The following is a 23,526-nucleotide window of genomic DNA, read 5'->3' on the forward strand; positions in this document are numbered from 1 at the left end:
AGACACGCACATGCCCCTCGCAGCCACCGGCGACCTGGTCGCCACCGCAGCAGCCGAGCACCGAGCCGTTGCGGCCTTCAACGTCATCACCCTGGAACACGCCGAGGCCATCGTCGAAGGCGCCGAGACGGCCGGAACGCCGGTCATCCTCCAGATCAGCGAGAACGCGGTGAAGTTCCACCACGGCCGCCCCGAACCGCTGGCCCGCGCCGCCGCGGAGGCCGCCCGGCTGGCCGGGGTTCCCGTGGCGCTCCACCTCGACCATGTGCACAGCACCGCGCTGCTCCACCGGGCCGCCGACTGCGGGTTCAGCTCGGTGATGTTCGACGCCTCCCGGTTGCCGTACGAGGAGAACGTGGCGGCCACCCGCGCCGCCGCGCTCTGGGCCCACCGGCACGGGCTGTGGCTGGAGGCGGAACTCGGCCAGGTCGGCGGCAAGAACGGCGAGGAGCCGCTGGACGCGCACGCCCCGGGCGCGCGGACGGACCCGGCCGAGGCGCGGGCGTACGTCGAGGCCACCGGCGTCGATGCCCTCGCGGTGGCGGTCGGCAGCTCCCACGCCATGACCGCCCGCACGGCACGCCTCGACCACGGGCTGCTGGGATCGCTGAGCGGCGCGCTGGACCTCCCGCTGGTGCTCCACGGCTCCTCGGGCGTACCCGACGCGGAGCTGCGGCAGGCCGTCACCGGCGGCATCTCGAAGATCAACATCGGTACGGCCCTGAACACCGCGATGACCGGGGCCGTGCGGACCCACCTCGCCGAGAACCCCCGGGCCGTGGACCCGCGCGGCTACCTCGGCGTCGGCCGTACGGCGATGAGCCGCACGGTCGCCTCCTTCATCGGCGTGCTCGAAGGCGCCGTCGCCCCCGTCGTCGCGCAGGCCCCCGCACGCTGACCCCGACCGGCCCCGGGGCCCGCCCGGCGCCCGGCGGGGTCACAGCGCGTCCGGGCCCCGCTCGCCGGTACGGACGCGGACGACGGTCTCCACCGGGACCATCCACACCTTGCCGTCGCCGACCTTGCCGGTCCGGGCCGCGCGCACGACGGCGTCGACGACCGCCTCCGCGTCGGCGTCCTCCACGAGGACCTCGATACGTATCTTCGGCACCAGGTCCACCCGGTACTCGGCGCCCCGGTACACCTCGGTGTGGCCGCGCTGACGCCCGTAACCGCTGGCCTCGGTGACGGTCAGCCCGTGTACACCGAGCTCCTGGAGAACGGTCTTCACCTCGTCGAGGCGGTGCGGCTTCACGACCGCGGTGATGAGCTTCATGAGGGCGGAGTCCTGTCCTTGTGGTGAGCGGCGGAGTGATGGTGCGCCTGCGGTGAGGCGGCCCCCTGGACGCCGTGATCGTAGGCGCTCTCCGCGTGCACCGTCCGGTCCAGGCCCGCGATCTCGTCGTCGCCCGAGGCACGCAGCCCCATCGCCCGGTCGATCGCCTTCCCGATCCCGTACGTCACCAGGAAGGTGTACGCGGCCACGACCAGCACCGCCACCGCCTGCTTCATCAGCAGGGCGAGCCCGCCGCCGTGGAGAAGACCCTCCGGGCCGCCGGTCATCGCGGCCGTGGCGAACAGCCCCACGAGCAGGGTGCCGACGACGCCGCCGACGAAGTGGACACCCACCACGTCCAGGGCGTCGTCGAAGTCGAACCGGAACTTCCAGGCCACCGCGTACGAACACACCACGCCCGCCACCAGGCCGATCGCCGCACCCCCCGGCGCCCCGACCGTGCCGCAGGCCGGCGTGATCGCCACCAGCCCGGCGACCGCCCCCGAAGCCGCGCCGAAGGTCGTCGGATGACCGTCGCGCCGCTGCTCGACGAAGAGCCAGCCGAGCAGCCCGGTGGACCCGGCGACCAGGGTGTTCAGGACCGCACCGGCCGCCACCCCGTCCGCGTGCAGGGCCGAACCGCCGTTGAAGCCCAGCCACCCGAACCAGAGAAGGCCCGCACCCAGCATCACCATCGGCAGGCTGTGCGGACGCATGGCCTCCTTCTTGAAGCCGATCCGCGGCCCCAGCACCAGCGCGAGAGCGAGCCCCGAGGCCCCGCAGGCGATCTCCACCACGAGCCCCCCGGCGAAGTCCAGCGCCCCGAGCGACCGCGTGATCCAGCCGCCCGGTCCCCAGACCCAGTGCGCCACCGGAACGTATACGAGCAGGGCCCACACCGGTACGAACACCACCCACGCCGCGAACCGCATCCGGTCCGCCACCGCCCCGCTGATCAGCGACGCCGCCAGGATCGCGAAGGTGAGATGGAAGGTGGCGAACAGCAGGGTGGGAACCCCGCCGGTCAGCGCGGTGGGGCCGATGTCCGCGAGCCCCAGGTGACCGAGGCCGCCGATGAGCCCGGCGAAGGAGTCGCTGCCGAAGACGAGCGAGTAGCCGGCGACCAGCCAGACGACGGTGACCAGAGCGATCGCCACGAAGCTCATCATCAGCATGTTCAGCACGCTCTTGGCGCGGACCATGCCCCCGTAGAACAGGGCCAGCCCCGGAGTCATCAGCAGCACGAGCGCTGTGGCGGCGAGCATCCAGGCGGTGTCGCCCGTGTCGAGGCCAGCCGCGGCCAGGGGAACGGGGGTCACGGAGGGCTCCTCCTCGGGGCGGCGTGGGGTTCCGGCGAAGGAGAGAGTCCCGGGCGTGCGTTACGTACGGGGCACGCGCGAGTTTCCGGCGCATTTCATTGCCCGAGGGTGACGGAAAGAACAACGCCGGGTGCGGGGCGGGTGGTCGGCCGCTGCGGGGCCGAGCGCGGAGCCACCGCGGAGCCACCGCGGAGGGCAGCGGCCGACCGGGCGGCCGACCTGCTCCCGTGCGCGGTGGCTCCGCCGGGGCGTGTCGTCAGCGTGCCGTCGTCCGGCCGAAGACCTTCCGGCTCGACCCCAGCCGCAGGAACACCGTCTCGCCCGTGGCGTCCGCGAGGCCGTCGTTGTCGGTGACCGCGTAGACCTGCCCGTCGGCGCCCACCGTCAGCCCTTCGAGCTTCTCCTGGGTCCAGCCGTTGCCGGCCCGCAGTCCGGGCAGCACGTCCTGGGCGAGGGTCTTGGGAAGCACCTTCAACTCGCCCTCGGGGGCTGCCGACGTCGGCAGCTCCACGGTGTAGAACCGCTTGACGGCGGCGGCCGGACCGTTGAGCTTGTCGCGCTCGATCAGCGCCAGCTTGTCGCCGACCACGGTGATCTCGGAGAGCCCGATCCAGTCGCCCGGGGTGGTCGTGGTGCCGAGCCGGTAGCCGTACCAGCTCCAGGTGCCGGCCTGCACGTCGTACCTGCCGAGGCGGACGGTTCCGGTGGGGTCGCCCTTGACCTCGCGTTGCAGGGTGGCGAAAACGATCTCGTGGCCCCGGCGGTCGGTGGTGGCGGTGACGCCCTCGAAGCCCTGCTTCGTCAGCCCGGCGGCGACGTCGGCCGGGAGCGGGACGACCTGGCGGGTGATGCCGTCGCGGTCGAGGCGGACCAACTGGTTGCCCGCGCCGGTCGCGCCCTCCACCGCGAGCCAGAACCCGCCCTGAGGGCGGGCGTAGATGCCCTCGGCGTCGTAGCCGACCGGCTTGCCCGCCGCGTCCTTGACGGCCAGCGCGCGGGTGATGACCGCCGGGCGGCGCGCCGTGTCGATGGTCAGGACGCGGGTGAGGGAGTACGCCGCGTCGGTCACGGTGTACAGCTCGTGCGGTCTGCCGGGGGCGGCGGAGAGGGCGCCGAGCGCGCCCCAGCCGAGGGGCGCTCCGGTGGAGTCCGAGGCGGAGAGGATGCTCGGGAACACCGGGGTTCCCTCGCCCAGCCGGAAGAGGGAGACGGAGGCCCGTACGTTGACGGAGGCGTCGTCCTCCTCGCTGGAGACCGCGAGGAGGTCCCGGGACGGGATGGGCAGCAGGCCCTCGGGGCCGTTGGTGGTGGGCAGGATCTGCCGGAAGACGGGGGCGGTCGGTCGGGTCAGGTCGTAGACGGCGACGAAGTTGCTCCGCTCGGAGCCGACGAAGGCGTACCGCACCCCGTGGAAGGTGGCGACCACCACCCCCTCGGGTTCGGTGCCCTTCTTCGCCGAGCGGTCCTCGTCGTGGAGGCCGTAGCGGACGGCGAGGCGCTCGAAGCTGTTGCCCGCGTCCCAGGCGACCTTCCCGGTACGGCTGTCGAAGACGGACCAGCCCCGGGTGCCGCCCTTCCAGTCGCCCTCGTTGGCGGTCGCCAGGTAGCGGTCGTCGACCCAGCCGATCGCGTCGGGCTCGCGCGGTACGTCGGTGATCGAACCGGTCTGGTCGATCACGCCGTCCTTGGCCGTGTCGATGCCGTGCACCGTGTCCGTACCGGCGCTGAACGCCTTGGTGATCCGCCCGGTCGGCAGGTCGACCAGGACGATTCCGTTGTTCTCCTGGAGGGTGACCGCGAGTTGGTTCCGGCTGTTGACGGAGACGTACTCCGGCTCCGGGTCGGTGGGCTCGGCGAGACCGGCTGCGGCCAGTACGGGGAGCGCGCCGCCGTCGGGGCGGGTGAACGGGACGGCCCGGGTGCGCCACTGCCGCGGCGAGCTGCCCTTGAGGTCCACGATCTGCACGAACCCGGCCGGGGCCTGCGGGAGGTCGCCCTCCTCGCCGCCGGGCGGGGTCGCCTCCTCGTCGCGCTCGTTCTCGATCGCGATGGCGGCGTACCGCCCGTCCTTGGTGATCGCGACGGAGTCCGGCTGACCGCCCAGGTCGAAGCTGGTGACCCGGCTGCGGTCGCGCAGCGAGATCACGTCGAGACGGCCCGAGGGGTGGGCGAAGTCGGTGCTGGTGTTGACCACGACGAGGACGTGTCCGCCGACCACCGCCACGGAGGTGGGCTCGTCCTCGGCGTCGCCGAGTTCGGCCAGCGACAGGGTGCCGAGCCCGCGCGGCTCGCCGGGGTCGCTGATGTCGAGGAAGCCGATGCGGCGGGCCGGCGCGTCGGTGTAGACGAGGGTCCGGCCGTCCTCGCTGGTGGCGGAGATCTCGGCGACGGTGGCGGTGGCCGGGTCCTCGCCGGCGGGCCGGTTCTGGAAGACCGGATAGGTCGCGGTGCGCTGGAAGGCGAGCGGCGCCGCGGGCTTCTGGTGGGCGCTCGCCGCGCCCGTGCCGCCTGCCAGCAGGCCGCCGGCCACGACCAGGGCGCCGAGTGCGGCGTACGTTCTCTTGGGGGCCATCTGTCCTCCGTTGCGCGACGGTGCACGGCGATCCACTGCTGCCGGACGGCCGCGATGGTCCCAGCTCCGGGCGAGCGGCAGGCGGCGGACGCGTGAACTCCGGGGAAAGGCCGCCCCGGGGGCTGCGCCCGGACGGGGGCGGGTGTACGGACGGTCCGGCCCGGACGTCGACTCCGCTTTCCCTGCGCGGAGTTGGTGTTGACGCCCGGCCGGACCGCACATCGCCGCTGCGCGCGGGTCACCCCGGCCGGTTCACCAGGCGGAGGGTGCCGGGGGTGCGACGACCGGCGGACGGTCGTCGCAGGTGAGGGTGTTCGGCAGTTGCCAGGCGCCGAACCACGGACCGGTGGTGCCGCCGCCGTCGTTGCCGCCGAGGTCGTTCAGGGCGAACTCCGAGCCAGTGGACGGGAAGTTGAACGATCCGCAGTTGTTGATGCCGACCGCGCCGACGTTGCGGGCGTCCACGTTCTCGAAGGACGCCGACCCGGCGGCGCGGGCGCTGACCACCGAGGTGCCGGTGCCGTCGACCCGTACGTCCTTGAAGTGCACGTTGCTGATCCCGTACGTGTCCTTCACCGGCCAGTCCGCCACCAGCATGATCGCGTTGTAGGTGCTGTCGAGGTAGCGGTCCCCGGTGACCCGGATGTCCGCGTCGATGTTCCGCTCCAGGGCGTAGAACCAGATGGCGCCGAGCCCGATGTTCCAGTTCAGTTCGTACGTACCGGCGCGGACGGTGGTGTTGCCGGTGAACCGGAGGTACCCGGTGAAGGGTTCGGAGCCGAAGCGGGAGCCCACGTGCAGGGCGCTGCCCTCGCGGACCGGGTCGGCGACGAGGTTGTGGGAGACGGTGGTGTCCGTACCGCCGTAGACCGCGATGCCGTTGGCGAGGACCGGGGACTGCACGGTGTTGTGGTCGACGGTGTTGCGGGCGTCCGCGCCCTTCTCCGACCACAGGGCGAGGGCGTCGTCGCCGGAGTTGCGCACGAAGTTGTTCCGTACGACCGAATCGGTCACTCCCGTATGGAAGTTGAGGCCGTCGGCGATCTGGTCGGTGATGACGTTGCCGGTGATCCGCAGGTTCGACATCGGCCCGTCGAACCACATGCCGACCTTGGTGTGGTGGACGTACAGCCCCTCGATCACGGAGTCGCTGAGCGCCCCGCCGACACCGTTCACCTGGTCGGTGTCGATGCGCTCGCGCACGTCGCCCTCGACGGCGAAGCCCGAGAGACGCACGTCACGGCTGCCGCCGGCCGCCGCGTCCTTGCCGTAGAAGCCGACCCCGGTGTGCACGGAACCGTCCTTCGCCGGTGTTTCCAGGGCGACTTGGCGTCCCTTGATGACCGTGTACCAGCTTCCGGCACCCTCGATCGTGACGTCGTCCACGAGGATGTGCCGGTCGACCCGGTACGTGCCCGGCGGGATGTACACGGTGAGGTGCGCGCGCCGGGCGAAGGCGATGGCGCGGTCGAGGGCGCCCGCCGAGTCCCTCCGGCCGGTCGGGTCCGCACCGAAGACGAGCACGTTCGCCGCGAGGGTCAGCACCCGCGGCGGTGCCACCAGGTGCGAGTCGAGGACGTCGACGGTCGTCGCCACCGCCCCGGCGCGGACGGGCACGGAGAGCCGGACGGTGTCGCCCGCCCGGTAGGTCCGGCCCAGTGGGAGGCGCTGCTCGTCGTAGAAGTGGCTGGGCCGGAACGGCTTGGCGATCACCGGTGCGGGGCTGGTGGCGGCCGGCACGCAGCCGCACTCGGTGATCCACCAATCGGCGTGCAGCAGACCGGCGTTCGGGTCGTTGGAGAACGGATACTGGTTGTAGAGCCAGGAGTACTGGGACGTCAGGGTGAGCGACTTCTTCGTCGTGGGCGTCACGGTCGCGTGTCCTGCTGCCGTTCCACCCCGGCCGGTGGCGGTCACGTCGAGCGGGGCCGTGATGCCGCCGCCGCCCGGGGCGTCCGGGATGCTGTACCGCACGGTGATCGCGTTGGCGGCGCTCGGCAGCGTAAACTCGACGTACTGGCCCGGCTCCAGGGTGACCGCTCGCCGCCCCGACGCCTCGGCGGGGAGGGTGTAGGCGCTCCGGCCGGGGCCGATGACCTTCCCGTCGGTGACGGCGTTCTCCGCCTCCTGCTCGGCGAACCCGAGGTCCGCGCCCGCTCCCGCGACCAGGGCCGGGTCCAGCCCGGCCCGGGTCACCACGGGCGCGGCGGGCCCGGCGGCGCCGGTACGGGCGGCGCTGGTACGGGCGGCTCCGGCGGTGTCCGCCCCGGCCGCCGTACCGCCACCGATCCCGAGGCAGATCCCCGCCGCGGCGACGACGGCCGCCACGGTTCTCCGCCCCGCCCTTCCCCTGCTGATCCCCTTGCCGCTCCGTGCCATACGTGCCATCCCCAGCTCGATTCTCGTGTCGGGCGCGAACCGCCCTGGACGTTCGAGGCGGCACGGGCGTCGTGAGGTGAGGTGACAGTAAGGACCCCGCACCGGCGCCCACAAGGCTCATGCGAGAGGTTTTCCTTCTCTTTCTCGTCAAACGAGCGGGGCACCATTGATTTTTTGCAGCAGTTCGATCGTTCGTTGCAGGTAGGCGGGGCTCGGGAGGGGGAGTCGAGGGGGGCGTGGCCGATACGGCATGCCGCCCATCTCTTGACGCCCAGTTAACTTAGGCTAACCTTCCTTTGTGGCGAAGACTCCCCGGCTCATGCCGAAGCATCCCGTTCTGTTCCGCGGCGAAGTGGTCCGCAGCGAGCGTTTCTCCCCGTCGATGCAGCGGGTGACGATCACCGGTGCCAACCTCGGGGACTTCCCCTGGCTGGGATATGACCACTGGTTCCGCCTCTTCCTGCGCAAGCCGCACCAGCAGGAGTTCGTGATGCCGGAGCTCGCCGGCGCGAAGCGCTGGTGGGACCCATACTTCGCCCTCCCCGAGGACGTACGGCCGCACTGCGCCAACTACACCGTGGCCGGATTCCGCCCCGAAGCCGCCGAGATGGACATCGACTTCGTGGTGCACTTCGGCCCCGAGGGCCTGCCCGAGGGCGGCGCGGCGATCTGGGCGTGCGCGGCCCGTCCCGGCGACCCGGTCGCCCTGCTGGACCAGGGCCGCATCTTCGACCGCCCGGACGACGCCACCGAGGTCCTGGTGGTCGCCGACGAGAGCGGCCTGCCGTCCACGGCGGGCATCCTCCGCTCGCTGCCGCGCGACACCGTGGGGCGGGTCATCCAGGAGGTCCCGCTCGCCGAGGACATCCGCGCGCTGGACGCACCGCCCGGCGTCTCCGTGGCCTGGGTCGTCCGCGACGACGCCTCGGCCGTGCCCGGAGCGGCCGCACTGGAGGAACTCCTCCGCCACGGCGCCGTGGACGCGGGCGCGTACGCCTTCGTCGTCGGCGAATCGACCCTCGCCACCGAGGGCCGCCGCCACCTGGTCCGCGCGGGCGTCCCGAAGGACCGGATCACCTTCTCGGGCTTCTGGAAGAGCGAGCGCACGGAGCGGGTCGCGCGGGTCGCCTGACGGCTGGTTCCCGGGCGGCGCACGGCGCGGGTCCGGCACACGGCGCACGGCGCGGGTCCGGCACACGGCGCACGCCACATGGCGCGGGTCCGGCACACGGCGCACGCCACATGGCGCGGGTCCGGCACACGGCGCGGGTCCGGCGCACGCGCGCCTGGAACGCGTGCGTACCGGGAGACCTTCGCCACAGCCGGCACGGGCCGGGGAAGCGGGCACGCCGGCCGGGTGTTGGGCACGGGAGGACCCGACCAGCCGAAGGACAGGACACGACGTGACCGATGTGAACACCACCCCCGCAGCCCAGCGCGCGACGGAAGCCCTCTCGCGTCCCTTCACCGTGCGCGGACTGACCTCCCGCAACCGGATCGCGATGGCGCCGATGACGCGTGAGTTCTCCCCGGGCGGCGTTTCCGGCCAGGACGTGGCGGAGTACTACGCCCGCCGCGCCGCCGGCGGGGTGGGGCTGATCATCACCGAGGGCACCTATGTCGACCACGCCTCCGCCGGCACCAGCGACCGGGTGCCGCGCTTCCACGGCGAGGACGCGTTCGCCGGCTGGGCCGGTGTCGTGGACGCCGTGCACCGCGAGGGCGGCGCGATCATTCCCCAGCTGTGGCACGTGGGCGTGACCCGCGCCGAGGGCGCTCCGCCGGTCATCGACGCGGAGCCGGTCGGACCTTCCGGCCTGTCCCTCGCGGGCGAGCCCAAGGGCCGCGCCATGACGCAGGGGGACCTCGACGACGTGATCGCGGCCTTCGCCAAGGCCGCCGCGGCGGCCGAGCGGCTCGGCTTCGACGGTGTCGAGCTGCACGGCGCCCACGGCTATCTCATCGACCAGTTCCTCTGGGCGGGCAGCAACCGCCGCACCGACGCCTACGGCGGTGACATCGCGGCGCGCACCCGCTTCGCGGCCGAGATCGTGGCGGCCTGCCGGGCGGCCGTGTCGGACTCCTTCCCCCTGTTCTTCCGCCTGTCCCAGTGGAAGATGGGCGCGTACGAAGCGAAGGTCGCGCAGTCGCCGGAGGAGCTGGACGCCCTGCTCACACCGTTGGCCGAGGCCGGTGTGGACGTCTTCCACGCGTCGACCCGCCGCTACTGGCTGCCGGAGTTCGACGGTTCCGACCTGAACCTCGCCGGCTGGGTGAAGAAGATCAGCGGACGACCGACGGTCACCGTCGGCTCGGTCGGCCTGGACGGGGAGTTCTTCCAGGCGTTCCGGGGCCAGGGCTCCCCGGTCACCGGTATCGAGCAGCTGCTGGAACGGATCGAGCGCGACGAGTTCGACCTGGTGGCGGTCGGCCGCGCCCTGATCGCCGACCCCGAGTGGGCGGCGAAGACGCTGGCCGGGCGGACCGGGGACATCGCCCCGTTCGGTGCGGAGATGCTGAAGTCGCTGCGCTGACTGGGCTTTCAGCCCGTCGGCAGGTCGGCCGGGATCCCGTACCGGCCCCCCTGGGCCGCCCAGACCTAGGGGGCCCGGTGCGCCGGGCGGCTGCCGTTGGCCTGCCGTTGGCCCGCCGTGGCCCCGTGGCTGTCTCCGTTCACCTGCGTTTGTCGCCGGGCACCAGCAGCTTTGTCCGCGATCGGTAACCGCCCTACCTCGTTCGGGTGTTCGCATGTCTTGATGGGTGCACGGCATCGGACGGAACACCGGCGGACACGGCACCGGCGGACACGGCAAAGGGGCGGGCGGACATGGCGAAGCACAAGGGAAGGGGCTGGCACGGCAAGGTCCTCGCCGCGGCACTCGGAGTGACGTCGGGCGCCCTCGCCATGTCGATGTGGACCGCGCAGGCCGACACCACCGAGGAGCGGCAGCCGCAGGCGCACGCCTCGGCGCCGGCCATCCGGCCCGTGGCACTGGAGATCGCGCACGCGTCTGACGCCGGTGCCCAGGGCGTCAACATCACCATCGACGACGGGCCGGACCCGGTCTGGACGCCGAAGGTGCTGCAACTCCTCAAGGAGAACGGCGTGAAGGCGACGTTCTGCATGGTGGGAACGCAGGCCAAGGCGTACCCGGACCTGGTGAAGGCGGTCGTCGCGGACGGGCACCGGCTGTGCGACCACACCGTCTCGCACGACACCACCATGGACAAGAAGTCCGAGGCCTTCCAGTCCCAGGAGATCCTGGACGCCGAGCGCATGATCACCGAGGCCTCCGGCGGCGTACGGCCGATGTACTACCGGGCTCCGGGCGGCGCGTTCACCCCGTACAGCCGCCAGTTGGCCGCTTCCCGGGGGATGCGCCCGCTGGGCTGGAACGTCGACACCAAGGACTTCGAGCACCCCGGGGTGGAGACCATCGTCGCGACCGTCAAGAGCGAGATCGGCTCCGGTCCGACCATCCTCTTCCACGACGCGGGCGGCGACCGCGCCCAGACCCTGGACGCCATGCGCGAGGTCCTGCCCTGGCTGAAGGAGCAGGGGTACTCCTTCGGCTTCCCCGTGCGGTAAGGGCTGTCCCGTAATCCGTGGTGGATCAGTGCGCGGCGTCAGATGCGGTGCATCGCAAGGCGGAGGAGCGTCCGCATACTGGATGTATGCGGACGCTCCGACAACGCGGCGAGGTGCCGTAGCTGTCGTCGCGCACCCACCAGGGATTACGGGACAGCCCTGAGGCGAACGTCCAGCCACCGGGGGCCCGCCGAGCGCGGGCCCCCGCGCGTGCGGCAGGGCCTCTCGGTGAGAGGCGGAGTGTGCGGGCCGGTGGGCCCGGGTGCGGTCGGCAACGTCGTGGACGGTGCCCGGCCGCATTCGGCGTTTTACGGCCCCGCCCCGCCGGCGCGAGCGATTCGAATCTCCTTGCTTCTACGGAGCGTTGAACGCGCGGAGCGCGGCGTGAAGATCAAGTGAACCAGGAGAGACCCCTCCACTCCCAGTGGGAGAACCAGGGATGAATCTTCTGCGGCGCCGTCGGGGCAGGGGCGGCGCGCGGCCGAAGAGCCGAGAATTCGATTCCCCGATATCGCGGCCCTCAGGGCTGTCCCGCCGGCTTTTCCTGGACGAAGGCCCTGCGGAAGCCGTACGGAGGTTGTACGAAGGACCGTACGGAGGCCGTTCGGAGGCCGTACGGAGGAGATATCCGTACCGGTCGGGATTCGGGAGCGGGCCGTGCTCTTCACGCCTCTGCGATGCGCGCCGGACGTTTCCGGATGCCCCCGCCCGCGACACTCGTCCCCGTGCGACGCCGTGCGCGCCGTACGCACCGTGCGCGCCGGACGCGCCGGACGCGCCGTACGCACCGTGCACGGTGTACGCACGCCACGTGCCCCGTGCCGTTTTCTCCCGGCGCAATGGCGAAGAGCGCCGGCCGCCCGAACGGTTGCCCGTGAATAGGGGAGTCAAGGTCCGTGAATGACGAATTGCGCCTACGTCGGTGAAGTGGGTGCGCGAATCATTGCCAATTGCCCGAAGTCGCTTACGGCGGCGTGTAGTTGATCATTTTCGTGGTAGAGTATTAATGAATTCACCGAGCGCCGCGAGTAAAAGGGGAATGGCGTGAACACTGAGAAGGTTACGGCTCGACGTCTTACGGCTGAAGAAATCTCGGGCCTGAGCGTCCAGGACAGCATTTTTGTTCCGGCAGGGGTGGATGGCCTTCCTCTCGACTGCTACGCCCCGGCTTTCCTCACGGCTCCGGGCAAGGACTTCGAGGGTGGGTCCTTCGTCGCGAAGACGGTCTTCGGCGAGGAGGTCCACGTTCTCCCGGCCAACGCCGACGAGGGCGGCGTCTGGGTCGCCGACGAGGCGGGAGAGGCGATCGAGGTTCTGCAGAGCGCCGGCGTCCTGCTGAACCTCGCCCTCTTCGTGCCCGCCGGGAACAAGGAGTCCCTGGACGCGCTCTACGCCTCCGCGCGGGAGGCGTTCGGCGCCGGGGTCGTGCAGCGCTGGAGCGAGGAAGTCGTCGCGGTCCCGGACGTCAAGATCGACCTGTACGAGGAGCCGGTGAAGGTCCGTAAGGGCGCCAACGGCCAGAACCGTGACCGCCGCGCCCTGGACATCTACCCGACCCGCGTGCGGTTCCTGGAGCCCAGCGAGGGCTGGAAGTTCATCGTCGAGCCGCACAAGGAGATCGTCGACGACACGCCGACGATCTGACACGACGTCGGCCCCGTCCGACAAATGACGTGACCGGAGCTCCTGAGCCCCGCCACCGGGCGCAAGCCCCTCCCGGTGGCGGGGCTCAGGTCGTGTGGTGGCAGCTCCCCGCGGTCGCTTGCGGCGGTCCGACAGGGTGCGGGAGCCCGCCTGCCGGATCACGTACGGACGCGGGAAGAACGAGGCCCCGGAGCGGTGGACCAGTCACGCCGGAAAGGGGAAAAGGCGAACGTCGGAAATCGCCGAATCGAGGGGTCCATGAACGACGTTGACCCGTCGAAGAACCCCCGCCCCTGCGCAGCAACTCCATGGTTCCGCCACGTAGGCTGCTGACGTTGGCCGACGCGTCGGAGTGGGGGGAGCGGGCCGATGAAAGATGTGAGCGACGTCTTCCAGCCACTCCAGGCGGCCGACCCGCCCGTGGTCGGTGGTTACCGGCTCGTGGCCCGGCTGGGCGCGGGCGGCATGGGGCGGGTCTACCTCTCGTACACGCGGGGCGGCCGACCTGTCGCGATCAAGGTCGTACGGCCGGAACTGGCGGACGACCGGGACTTCCAGCGGAGGTTCGCCAGGGAGATCAAAGCGGCCCGGCGGGTCCGTGGAGCGTACACGGCCGAGCTGATCGACGCCGACGCGGACGGTGAACCCCCCTGGCTGGCCACGCTGTACATACCCGGGCCGTCCCTGGCGGAGGCCGTCCGCCGACGGGGGCCGCTGGAGAAGCCCGCCGTGTTGTGGCTGATGGCGGGGATGGCCGAGGCGTTGCAGGCCATTCACGCCGAGGGCATCGTGCACCGGGATCTGAAGCCCTCGAACGTGTTGCTGGCCGCGGACGGGCCGCGCGTGATCGACTTCGGCATCGCGACGGCCGCCGACGGAACCGCGTACACCGTCACGGGGCAGGCGGTCGGTACGCCCGCGTACATGGCCCCGGAACAGGCATCGGGAGCCGAGGTCACCGGTGCCACGGATGTCTTCGCCCTTGCCCAGACGGCGGCCTTCGCGGTCCTGGGCAGGCCGCTCTACGGCGAGGGCCAGGGCGTCAACCTCCTCTACCGGATCGTCCACTCCGGGCCCGACCTCTCCCTGCTGCCCGAGTCCCTGCGCCCGCTGTTTGCCCGGTGCCTGTCCGCCGATCCGGCGGAGCGGGCCACTCCGGCGGAGGTGCTGGCCTGGTGCAGGCAGCACTTGGGGGACGACACCGAGGAGGGCGGGGCCCCGGCCGTGTGGCGGCAGATCAGCGAGCACGACGACGTGCTCCCGCCCCCGCCGTTGCCCGACCCCACACCGGTGAGGACACAGCTCCAGCACGTACCGCCGCAGCCACCGGTGTTCGGCGGTTACCCGGCTGTTCCCACCGCGTGGCCGGCGCGGCCGACGACGGCCGAGGTCAAGGCCGTCAGGCGGCGCACCACGCGGCGGACGATCGTCGGTCTGTCCGTGGGCGCCCTGCTGTTGGGAGCGCTGGCCTGGCCGACCCTGAACTGGGTGAACCAGAGCGTTCACCAGGCCATCGTCAGTTCGTCCGGGTCTCCCACGGGAGCGGCCGGGCTGTCCTCGGACTCGGCGGCCGTGGACGACCGCAAGGGTCTCGGGGCCTCCGCCTCCCCCTCCCCCTCGGCCTCGCCCTCGTTCTCAAAACCCGCCCCGTACGCCGGTGTCATGCTGACCAACAAGCACTCGCTGAACTTCACGGACCCGTACACGGAGGTGGGCGGTGCCACGGGGGATCTCAGCTTCGCGTGCAAGCAGGACGCCTGCGATCTGAGCAGCCGGACGAACACGCTCCAGCTGATGTACGGCAAACCGGGAACCACGCTCGGCCAGTGCCGCGCACGGTTGAGACAGAGCGACGCGAGCCACAGCCTTTCGCTCTACTCCATGGCGAGCGGAGCGAAGTCTGCGTCCAGACGCCCTCGGGGGACGTGGCGCTGCTCGTGGTCACGGCGAAGGTCACCTTTGTCGAGGAGTCCGCCTTCATCACCGGGGACCTGACGTTGTGGCGGCGAACGGCGTAGCGGTCCCGACAGGGCCCGCGCCGGCCGCGACCGGAGCGGTCGGCGAGTCAGGAAGGCGGGCGGTTGCCGCTCCCGTGCGATGTGCGGGAGAACCAGGTCCGCGTCTCGTCCGTGCTCAGGACGCGGGTCAGCTCGGCCGTGCCCGGGAGGTGCGGGAAGAAGCGGTCGGCGCTCCAACTGCGCTGGTACATCGGATCGTCGAGCACGAGCAGGCGACGTCCCTCCACCACGGGGATGTCGTCGGGCAGCCCCTCGTTCCAGATCCGTTCGCCGCCCGGGGCGAGGAGCTCGAAGGCCCCGGTCGCGGCGGTACGGGTGGTTCCCCGGGCGGGCTCGGGGTCCGTGGCCAGACGGACGCTCTCCGCCGAAGGCGCGGTTCCGGGCACCTGGCCGCCGCCTATGAGGACGTGGGCGAGCAGGGTGTGCAACTGGAAGTTGTCCCCGATGCCGCCGATGCGCACCTCGAACCCGGCCCCGGTGGGCCTGTGCAGCACCACGAGGGGCTCGTCGTCCAGAACCGCCAGCGCGTAGGCCAGGCACTTGAGGTCGTGCCGCTCCAGGGCCGCCAGATCGCGGCAGGCGGGGAGGATCGCGGATCCGTGCCGACGGCGCACCTCGGCGCTGCGGCACAGCACGGCCAGCGCGGGCGGCTGCCACTCCTCGACCGCACACCAGGCCAACGCCAGTCGCCTGGACTCGTGTTCGTCCCCGCCGAGGCGGGTCAGCAGCGCGTCGTCGATGATCTTCTCGTCCGGCTCCGGCAGTTCGTCCCCGGCCGCGCCGGTGGAGCTCCAGCGGCGGGCGAACTCCAGGGCGTCGAGCAGGTCCTGGAGGACGCCTCCGAGGATCGGCTCGGCGCAGCCCGCCGGATCGGCCCCGCGCTCGACGCAGTAGCCGGCCGCCGTCGCCAGCATCGGCCGCGGGCCGATGGACGGGAAGGCGGGCAGCAGTGACGCCAACCGAGGCCCGGACAGAATGAGTTCAGCATCCGGAGCCGACTGCACGGACTTCATCACGGCGGTGAAGGCACGCTCGGTGCGGTCGCCGTCACGAGCGGCAACCGCCTCTTCCAGCTCGGACACGGTGGCGGTGAGGCCCGAAGCCTTCCGCTTCCTCTTGAAGATCACAGGCACACCCTAGGGGCTGCCCGTCATCCGTGGTGGATCAGTGTGCGGCGGCAGATGCGGTGCATGGCAAGGCTGCATCGCAAGGCGGAGGAACGTCCATATACGGGATGTATGTGGACGTTCCTGTCCCCGGCGCGGCGCGGCGCGGCGCGGCCCGGCCCGGCCCGGAGACCCGGGCCGGGTGGGAGTGGATCAGCGCACTCCGGCGAAGAGGTCGTTCTCGGGCAGGGCCGCTCCGGTGGCGTCCTTCACGCGTACGAAGGTCTCCACGCCCATCAGATCGGCGAACTTCTCCTTGCCCATCTTCAGGAAGAAGATGTTCTCGCCCTGACTGGCGTGGGCCGCCAGCGAGTCGAACTTCTGACCACTGAACGCGGTGGTGTCCACCCAGGTGGTGATCTCGTCGTCCGGGAGGCCCATCTCGGCCATCGCGGCTTCCTCGGCGGGATCGGGCTCCGGCATCTCCTCCCCGAGCTCGCGCAGGGTCTCCCCGAACCGCTGCATCGCCGAGCGCGGCATCGTCGTCCAGTACACCTTCGGCGTCAGCTCGGTCATCTCCAGCGCCGCCATGGTGATGCGGTGGGCCTGGATGTGGTCGGGGTGGCCGTAGAAGCCGTTCTCGTCGTAGGTGACGACCACGTCGGGCCGGTAGTGCCGCATGAGTTCCGCGAGCCGTGCGGCGCCCTCCGCCACCGGGGTCCGCCAGAAGGAACCGGGGGCGTCGTTGCTCGGCCACCCGACCATGCCCGAGTCCGCGTAGTCCAAGGTCTCCAGATCGCTGATCTTCAGGACCTCACGGCTCGCTTCCAGCTCCCGGCGGCGCATCGACGCGACGGCCGCCGGATCGTGCCCCGGGTCCCCCGGCTTGACACCCCCCGGCCCGTCCCCGCAACGGCCGTCGGTACAGGTCACCAGCACCGTACGGATTCCCTCCGCCGCATACCGCGCGAGAACCCCTCCGGTGCTGGTCGCCTCGTCGTCGGGGTGGGCGTGCACTGCCATGAGCGTCAAGGGCCGGTCAGTCATGGAAAACAGTCCTTCTGCAGATCTTCTGTGGTCGCGGTACGCGTACGCGGTGAACTCACCGCGAACGTGCACGGCCGGGGCGGGGCGGGGCGGGGCGGGGCGGGCGGACGACCCTGTGGTCTCCGTACTCCCCGCCCGCGCGGCACCGGCCCTTCCTCGGTGCAACCCTGTGGGCCGTGGTGACTGTTCCCGCAGCCGCGCAGGAGTAGCCGCACGGCTGCGACCGGCCGGTATGCGTGGGGCGCCATGCGTGGGGCGCCATGTGTGGTGCGCCATGCGCGGGCCAGGGCAGACGCGTGCGACGCCGAACCGCTCAGGAGGCTGAACGCCCCGTGCGACGGAACAGGAAGAACACCCGCGGAACCGGCGGAGCGTACGAGGCTTCGGCCTGCTCGGCGTTGCCCAGCCCGAGCCGGTGCGTCAGACGATCACGGGGACCGTCTCGGACGGATTGGCCGACCAGTTGGTGACGATGGGCTTGTCGACGGTGGCGGTGTCGGGGAGCTGGAGTTCGGCGGGGTCGGGGTCGTCGTCGGAGGTGGCGATGATGACGCTCCCGAACTCCTTGCCGCCCTCGCCGTCGGTGGTCTTGGGATTGATACCTGTGTACGCGACAGCGGAGCCGGAGAGCTTGATCGGGTCCTCGCCCCCCTGCCCGACCGGGGAGGCGACGCCGTCGGCACCGGAGCCGAACGAGACGCTGGGAGTGTTGACGTCCAGGTAGCAGGTGATCCCGGACTTTGCCTTGGCCGTGACGAGGTAGTAGCCGCCGGCCTGAGACTTGGCGGTGATCGAGAAGTCCAGGTCATTGGTGCCGCAGGACTGCCCGTAGCCGCTCTTCCCACCGTCGCTGTCGCCCGAGGCCGCGCTCTTGTCACCGGACGCGCTGGAGTCGGACCCGCTGGAACCGGACGCGCTGGAGTCGGACGCGCTGGAACCGGAGCCCTTGGAACCGGACGCGCTGGAACCGGACGCGTCGGCGGAACTGCTCGCGCCGGCGCCGGAGGACGGGCTGGAGCTTTCGGCGGAGGAAGCCGAAGAGCTGCCGGCGCCCTCGACGTCGTCGGGGCTGCAGGCGGTGGAGGTGGCAGCGAGAGCCGTCACGGCTGCGGCGGCGAGGAAGAGACGAGTGGAACGTGCGGCGAGGCGCGAACGCATCATGATCTCCAGCGGCGATTCGGTTGCGGTGCTTCCTGCTTTCACCGCTGACACTAGGGCCGGGGCGATCTTGAAATGATCCTGGACATGTCCGGCTTCTGTTCCAGCGCCATCGGTTCCACGGAATGGCCCCGAGTCGCGCCTCGTTCCGCGCGAAGCCCGTCCGGGACCGACCGCGGCTCCAGCGTCCCGGGCGGGACCACCGGCTCGTCGAGGCCCGGCCGGGCGGCTGTCCGGAGGCCCCGCGGGAGCGGACATCGGTGATCCCGACGGTGATCCCGACGGTGATCCCGACGGTGATCCCGACGGGGCCCGGACGGCCGATTCACGACCGTACGGCCTTTCCTAGGACAGGCCGTCCAACGGCCGGAGGAACCGGCGCTCGTAGCGCTTGATGCAGCGGGTCTCACGAGCCAGTTCGATCGCCTGCCGGCACTCCGGGTCGGACATGCTGTCCGTGCGGTACTGCTCGTACGCGGCCATGCTGGGGAAGGAGAACAGCGCGTAGGCGATGTCGCTGTCACCCTCGCTCGGCAGGAAGTAGCCGTGATGCGTCCCCCCGAACTGGTTGACGAGCCGTACCCAGCGGCGACCGTACTCCTCGAAATCCTCGATCTTGTCGGCGTCGATCTCGTACTTCAGGTGAATGGTGATCATGCGCGCATGATGCCGTGCCGCGGACAGGCGTCCGTACGGCGGGTGCCGATGGCCGGGGCGAAGTCGGCCCGGCGCTCGGCGAAGTCTCCGGGAGCCCTACCTGACCGCTGCTGTCCGCTCGGCCGGGCAGCGATGACCACGAGGGCTGACGGGCTGACCGCGGATCCGACACCTGTGCTTGTCCCAGCCGCGCGACCTGCGTGGCCGGGGAGCGAGCCGCCCTGAAGAGGTGAGGGCCTGCCGCCCGGCGTACGGCGTTGAGCTGCTTCTCGATGTTGCCCCCAGGGTGTCCACGTCGGACCTGCGGTCGATGGTCGACAGGCGCGGCTATTCCTGTGCGGGGCGTCCGAGTTGGCGTACGGTCCATCCGGCCATGCGCCAGGCGTCGGCGTCGACGAGGTTGCGGAGGTCGACGAGGACCGGGGCTGCGACGAGTGGGGCGAGGGCCTTGGGGTCGGCCTCGCGGAAGTGGGGCCACTCGGTCGCCAGGACGACGAGTTCGGCGCCCTGGACGGACCCTTCCAGGCTCTCGGCGTAGTCGAGTTCGGGGTTGCGGCGCAGTGCCGTGGGGTTGGCGTGCGGGTCGTGGACGGTGACGGTCGCGCCGCGCTGGTGCATGAGGGCGGCGATGGCGAGGGCGGGGGATTCGCGTACGTCGTTGGTGCCGGCTTTGAAGGAGGCGCCCCAGACGGTGACGCGTACGCCGTCGACCGGGCGGCCGAGGGTCTGCTCGATGAGCTTCAGGGCCGCAGTGGGGCGGGATTCGTTGACCTCCTCCGCAGCCCGCAGCATGGTCGCGGCCTCGGTGGCGCCCAGCGCGCGGGCGGAGGCGGTGAAGGCGCGGACGTCCTTCGGGAGGCACCCGCCGCCGTATCCGGGACCGGCGTTCAGGCCACCGCGGCCGATGCGCGGGTCGACGCCGATGGCCTCGATCAGCTGCTGGACGTCGGCCCCTGCCGCGTCGCACATGTCGGCGACGCCGTTGATGAAGGAGATCTTCATCCCGAGATAGGCGTTGGCGGCACCCTTGAGGAGTTCGGCGGTGGCGGGGTCGGTCACGAACAGCGGGATGCCGTTCGCCAGGAGAGGCGCGTAGACCTCCCTTACGACGTCCTCCGCTCCGGCAGAGGGGACGCCGACGACGATCCGGTCGGGCCGCAGGGTGTCGTCGATGGCATGCCCTTCGCGCAGGAACTCGGGGTTCCAGACCACCTCCACGTCCTCACCGGCCGGGGAGAGCCGTGCCAGGAGAGCGCCGAGGTCCCGCGCGGTCCCCACGGTGACCGTGGACTTGCCGATGACGACGGCCCGCCGGGTCAGGTGCGGCGCGAGCGCCCGGGCCACGCCGAACACCTGACCCGTGTCGTAGCTGCGCCCGTCCGCGTCGATGGGCGTGCCCACCGCGAGGAAGTGGACGTCGGCGAACTCGGCCGCCTCGGCGAGGCTGGTCGTGAACCGCAACCGCCCGGACGCGGTGTGGGCGGCGAGGAGTTCGGGCAGGCCCTCCTCGTAGATGGGACTCTCGCCCGCGTTGAGGCGGTCGATCCTCGCCTGGTCCAGGTCCACGCCGATGACCTCGTGGCCGATCTCGGCCATGGCGGCGGCGTGCGGGATGCCCAGGTGACCGCAACCGATGACGGATACGCGCATGGGACCGACGCTCCTTTCCCTGTCTTCGCCCACCCGGTGAGTCCGGGCCGGCCGGATGCGCCACGCTAGCGCCCGCACCCGGCGCGGCCCTCTTCGTGCAGGTGGATCAACCGGACTGCTGCTTCAGCAGATTGACGAGAGCGGATCGTTGGTCCGTGGCTCTCTGGTGGAGCGGGTGACAGGAATCGAACTCGCGCTCTGAGCGTGGGAATCAGCGGTGCTCGGGCGGACGGAGTGGCTCTGATCTGTCTGCGTATCGAGATTGCGCACCCGTTGATCCGATTCGGACACGTGGTCACGCCCTTGCGGTAGGCCATGACGATGCCGATCTTCTCGCCCCTTCCCCGCGTCCTGCTCACCGTCGGTCATGCGACGGGTGCACTGGACGACGACCACGATATTGACCGGGCCACGCTGGACGGCGCCGATGGTTATCCATACGGCAGCGTCCAGCGGGTCTGACGTCGCGGAGCGTTTCAGCGGTCGGCCGGGGCGGCCGGTGCTGCCTCGGCAGTCAGTGCGGCCATGTCCACGATCCGGTCGGCGGCCTTCGCCACGGCCGGGTCGTGCGTCGCCACGACCGTGACGCAGTGGTCCTGGTGGGCGCGTTCGGCGAGCAGCGCTGCCAGGTCACCGGCCTGGGGACGGTCGACGGCCGCCGTAGGTTCGTCGATCAGCAGCAGTTTCGGCGAGAGGAAGAGCGCACGGGCCAGGGCGACCCGCTGGCGTTCGCCGCCGGAGAGCTGTTCGGGGCGGTGGCGCAGCCGGTGGCCGAGTCCCACCCGGGTCAGGGCCTCCTCGGCACGGGAGCGGTGTGCGCGAGGGCGTTCGCCGCTGATGCAGACCGCGGCGAGCAGCTGGTCGGTGGCGGTGAGGCCGGAGAGCAGGCTGCCGCTTTGGAACATGTAGCCGATCCGTTCCCGGCGTGCCTTGGCGCGCTGGGCGTCGGTGAGCCCGGCGAGGTCCTCGCCGTCCAGCAGGACCTGCCCCGCGGTGGGTCGCAGCAGCGCGCCGGCGACGGCGAGCAGCGTGGACTTGCCGGAGCCGGACGGGCCGACGAGAGCGGTCATGCGGCCGGGTTCGAACGCGATGTTGAGGCCGTCGAGGACGGTGGTACGGGCGTCGGTGCGGCCGAACGTGACGGTGACGCCGGTCAGTTCGAGGCTCATCGGTTGGCTCCCAGCATGGTCAGCGGGTCGGCTCGGGTGACTCGGCGCAGGGTCAGGGCGGTGCCTGCGAGGCCCACGGCCGCGACGGTGCACATGGTGAAGACGAGGGTGGCGGCGGGCAGGCTGAACGGCACCTGTTCGCCGACCAGCAGCCCGACCGCTCCGGCGAGCACGGCGCCTGCCGCGGTGCCCAGGCCGACGACCAAGGCCGCCTGGAGGACGGTGTGGGCGAGCAGCCGCCTGCGGGAGGCGCCCATGGCGCGCAGCAGGGCGAGTTCGGGCTGGCGTTGCACGGTCCACACGGCGAAGAAGGCGCCGACCACGAGCGGGGCGATCAGGTAGAGGAAGACCTGGATCGAGTTCATGGTGACGCGCTCTCCGGTGTAGCCGGGGGCCGCCTCGTACGCCTTCTCCCTGGTGAGCGTGGTGGTGGAGTACCGCGCGTCGAGGGTGGCGGTGGAGGCCCCGTCCGGCAAGGTGCGCAGGGCGAGGGCGCTGAACTGGCCGGGGACCGCGGTGGCCCGGGAGACCGGGGCGCCCGGAGTGCTGAAGCGGATGCGCTGCCAGGTCTGCAACGGGACGTAGGCAACGGGCACATGGCCGTAGCTGGAGCGTTCGGTGGTTCCGACAACGCGCAGTTCGATGCCGAGTCGGTCGACGACAAGGGTGTCGCCGACGTGGACGCCCTCGTCGGCGAGCTGGGCGGACACCACCATGCTGCCCGCCGCCGCGCCGGCGAGACCGTCGCCCCCGGTGACCGAGGGGGCGAGGAAGGAGCCGGGTTCGACGCCGAAAGCGGCGAGATCGACCTCGGCGCCACGATTCGTCGTACCGCGGGTGATGGAGACCCCCAGCGGGGTCGTCTCGGTGTCCGCGTCCTTGCTCCACGCGGCGGCGGTCTTCTCGTCGAGGAGGCTGCGGGCGAACTGATCGGACTGGGCGTCCGAGGAGAAAACCAGCTGCGGGGCGGGCAGGCGGCGCAGCGCGGAGATGGTGTCGTCGCCCAGGCCGGTGGTGAAGCCGGAGACGATGCCGACGAGTGCGGCGACGAGCACCACGACGGATCCCATGAGCAGGAAGCGCCCTCGGGCGGCGCGCAGCTCCAGTAGAGCGAGGAACACGGCGGTTCCCTCCGATGGATCGATGTTAGGGACGGCGTGTCGCTAACATAGTAGATGGGGACGCCCCGTCCCCAAGCGGGTCGGCGCCAGGGCTTCTAGACTGGTCCGGTGCCCAGAATCAGTGCCGCCACGGTTGCCGAGCACCACGCCCAGCAGCGACTGGCCCTGGTGCGGGCGGCACGCGAGCTGCTGGAGAGCGGCGATGCCGATGCCGTGACCTTCGCCGCGATCGCAAGGGCCACGGGCCTCGCCCGCAACAGCGTGTACAAGTACTTCCCCGGCCGCCCCGAACTGCTCGCCGCAGTCGTCCAGGACGCGATGCCCCGCTGGACGGACGCCATCCGGGCAGGCATGGCTGCGGCCAGTACGCCCGAGGAGAAGATCACCGCCTACGTGTCGTCGCAGCTGGACCTGGTGCGCGGCGGGGAGCATCGGATCGCCCAGGCACTGGCCGGCATGCGCGACGCGGCGGTGGTGCGGGAGAGTGCGGTGCAGGTCCACCGGGAGCTGCTCACCCCGCTGATCGGCGCACTGGCGGAGCTGGGCGAGGAGGACCCGCGGCGCACAGCGCTGCTCCTCCAGGGAATCGTCAACGCGGCCACGACGGCGATCGAGAACGGCGACGACCCGGCCGCGGTGACGGACCGCGCGGTACGCATGGCCGTCACCGCGATCACCGGGACGCTCCCGGGACAGTGAGAGCCCCGGCCCATGCCGTGCCCGGCACCAAGGCCGGGGCACCGGGGCCGGATCCAGGCCGAGCGGATGCCGTCGAAGCGGGTACGCACGGCCCGCACCGCACACTCGTCGAGTGGGACTCG

18 protein-coding genes and 1 pseudogene are annotated in these 23,526 nt (G+C 71.3%); 8 read left to right on the forward strand and 11 right to left on the reverse strand.

Going from position 1 to position 23,526, the window contains the following annotated elements; all coding sequences use genetic code 11:
• Positions 1 to 10: 10 nt before the first annotated feature.
• Positions 11 to 898 carry a class II fructose-bisphosphate aldolase gene (locus OHA55_RS16275; protein ID WP_266706922.1) on the forward strand — a complete coding sequence of 296 codons (888 nt, stop codon included), beginning with the start codon at positions 11 to 13 and terminating at the stop codon, positions 896 to 898.
• 39 nt (positions 899 to 937) lie between these two features.
• On the opposite strand, the gene OHA55_RS16280 is transcribed toward OHA55_RS16275, so the two are convergent.
• The 4 genes from OHA55_RS16280 to OHA55_RS16295 all read right to left on the reverse strand — a co-directional run bounded on the left by OHA55_RS16280 (position 938) and on the right by OHA55_RS16295 (position 7,546).
• Positions 938 to 1,276, reverse strand: a complete 339-nt coding sequence (locus OHA55_RS16280) for a P-II family nitrogen regulator (protein ID WP_266706924.1) — start codon at positions 1,274 to 1,276, stop codon at positions 938 to 940.
• Entirely contained in the window at positions 1,273 to 2,595 is a 1,323-nt protein-coding gene (locus OHA55_RS16285) for an ammonium transporter (RefSeq protein ID WP_266706926.1), read from the reverse strand. The genes OHA55_RS16280 and OHA55_RS16285 overlap by 4 nt, the downstream gene beginning before the upstream one ends.
• A 256-nt stretch (positions 2,596 to 2,851) precedes the next feature.
• Positions 2,852 to 5,167 (reverse strand): esterase-like activity of phytase family protein, encoded by a 2,316-nt coding sequence (locus OHA55_RS16290; protein WP_266706928.1) that lies wholly within the window; start codon positions 5,165 to 5,167, stop codon positions 2,852 to 2,854.
• A 252-nt stretch (positions 5,168 to 5,419) separates the two neighbouring features.
• Positions 5,420 to 7,546 carry a glycosyl hydrolase family 28-related protein gene (locus OHA55_RS16295; RefSeq protein ID WP_266710709.1) on the reverse strand — a complete coding sequence of 709 codons (2,127 nt, stop codon included), beginning with the start codon at positions 7,544 to 7,546 and terminating at the stop codon, positions 5,420 to 5,422.
• Positions 7,547 to 7,844: 298 nt separating this feature from the next.
• Here OHA55_RS16295 and OHA55_RS16300 point away from each other — a divergent pair, with 298 nt between their 5' ends.
• The 5 genes and pseudogenes from OHA55_RS16300 to OHA55_RS16320 all read left to right on the forward strand — a co-directional run bounded on the left by OHA55_RS16300 (position 7,845) and on the right by OHA55_RS16320 (position 14,797).
• A complete protein-coding gene (locus tag OHA55_RS16300) occupies positions 7,845 to 8,678 on the forward strand; it encodes a siderophore-interacting protein (RefSeq protein ID WP_266706930.1) in 834 nt (277 codons plus the stop codon).
• Positions 8,679 to 8,949: 271 nt separating this feature from the next.
• Positions 8,950 to 10,080, forward strand: a complete 1,131-nt coding sequence (locus OHA55_RS16305) for an NADH:flavin oxidoreductase (protein ID WP_266706932.1) — start codon at positions 8,950 to 8,952, stop codon at positions 10,078 to 10,080.
• Positions 10,081 to 10,373: 293 nt separating this feature from the next.
• On the forward strand, positions 10,374 to 11,135 hold the full coding sequence (locus OHA55_RS16310; protein ID WP_266706934.1) for a polysaccharide deacetylase family protein: 762 nt from the start codon (positions 10,374 to 10,376) through the stop codon (positions 11,133 to 11,135).
• 1,044 nt (positions 11,136 to 12,179) lie between these two features.
• Positions 12,180 to 12,779 (forward strand): hypothetical protein, encoded by a 600-nt coding sequence (locus tag OHA55_RS16315; RefSeq protein ID WP_266706936.1) that lies wholly within the window; start codon positions 12,180 to 12,182, stop codon positions 12,777 to 12,779.
• Between the two features lie 369 nt (positions 12,780 to 13,148).
• Positions 13,149 to 14,797: pseudogene (locus OHA55_RS16320) on the forward strand (serine/threonine-protein kinase).
• Between the two features lie 47 nt (positions 14,798 to 14,844).
• Here OHA55_RS16320 and OHA55_RS16325 read toward each other — a convergent pair.
• The 5 genes from OHA55_RS16325 to OHA55_RS16345 all read right to left on the reverse strand — a co-directional run bounded on the left by OHA55_RS16325 (position 14,845) and on the right by OHA55_RS16345 (position 20,415).
• Positions 14,845 to 15,924, reverse strand: a complete 1,080-nt coding sequence (locus tag OHA55_RS16325; protein ID WP_266706938.1) for a hypothetical protein — start codon at positions 15,922 to 15,924, stop codon at positions 14,845 to 14,847.
• A 192-nt stretch (positions 15,925 to 16,116) separates the two neighbouring features.
• Positions 16,117 to 16,950 (reverse strand): PIG-L family deacetylase, encoded by an 834-nt coding sequence (locus OHA55_RS16330; protein WP_266706940.1) that lies wholly within the window; start codon positions 16,948 to 16,950, stop codon positions 16,117 to 16,119.
• A 420-nt stretch (positions 16,951 to 17,370) separates the two neighbouring features.
• Positions 17,371 to 18,108: a hypothetical protein gene (locus OHA55_RS16335; protein ID WP_266710711.1), complete on the reverse strand. Its 738-nt coding sequence runs from the start codon at positions 18,106 to 18,108 to the stop codon at positions 17,371 to 17,373.
• Positions 18,109 to 18,453: 345 nt separating this feature from the next.
• On the reverse strand, positions 18,454 to 18,765 hold the full coding sequence (locus OHA55_RS16340) for an NIPSNAP family protein (protein WP_266706942.1): 312 nt from the start codon (positions 18,763 to 18,765) through the stop codon (positions 18,454 to 18,456).
• A 327-nt stretch (positions 18,766 to 19,092) separates the two neighbouring features.
• The gene (locus OHA55_RS16345; protein ID WP_266706944.1) at positions 19,093 to 20,415 is read right to left on the reverse strand and encodes a UDP-glucose/GDP-mannose dehydrogenase family protein; all 1,323 of its coding nucleotides are present in this window, start codon (positions 20,413 to 20,415) and stop codon (positions 19,093 to 19,095) included.
• A gap of 315 nt (positions 20,416 to 20,730) precedes the next feature.
• Here OHA55_RS16345 and OHA55_RS16350 point away from each other — a divergent pair, with 315 nt between their 5' ends.
• Positions 20,731 to 20,877, forward strand: a complete 147-nt coding sequence (locus OHA55_RS16350) for a hypothetical protein (protein WP_266706946.1) — start codon at positions 20,731 to 20,733, stop codon at positions 20,875 to 20,877.
• A gap of 14 nt (positions 20,878 to 20,891) precedes the next feature.
• Here OHA55_RS16350 and OHA55_RS16355 read toward each other — a convergent pair whose 3' ends face one another.
• Both OHA55_RS16355 and OHA55_RS16360 read right to left on the reverse strand, forming a co-directional pair.
• Positions 20,892 to 21,584 (reverse strand): ABC transporter ATP-binding protein, encoded by a 693-nt coding sequence (locus OHA55_RS16355; protein WP_266706948.1) that lies wholly within the window; start codon positions 21,582 to 21,584, stop codon positions 20,892 to 20,894.
• Positions 21,581 to 22,705: an ABC transporter permease gene (locus OHA55_RS16360; RefSeq protein ID WP_266706950.1), complete on the reverse strand. Its 1,125-nt coding sequence runs from the start codon at positions 22,703 to 22,705 to the stop codon at positions 21,581 to 21,583. The genes OHA55_RS16355 and OHA55_RS16360 overlap by 4 nt, the downstream gene beginning before the upstream one ends.
• 108 nt (positions 22,706 to 22,813) lie before the next feature.
• Between OHA55_RS16360 and OHA55_RS16365 the strand changes: the two genes are divergently transcribed.
• The gene (locus tag OHA55_RS16365; RefSeq protein ID WP_266706952.1) at positions 22,814 to 23,404 is read left to right on the forward strand and encodes a TetR/AcrR family transcriptional regulator; all 591 of its coding nucleotides are present in this window, start codon (positions 22,814 to 22,816) and stop codon (positions 23,402 to 23,404) included.
• Positions 23,405 to 23,526: the final 122 nt, after the last annotated feature.

Source organism: Streptomyces sp. NBC_00102 (genome assembly GCF_026343115.1).
In the GTDB taxonomy this organism is placed as follows: domain Bacteria; phylum Actinomycetota; class Actinomycetes; order Streptomycetales; family Streptomycetaceae; genus Streptomyces.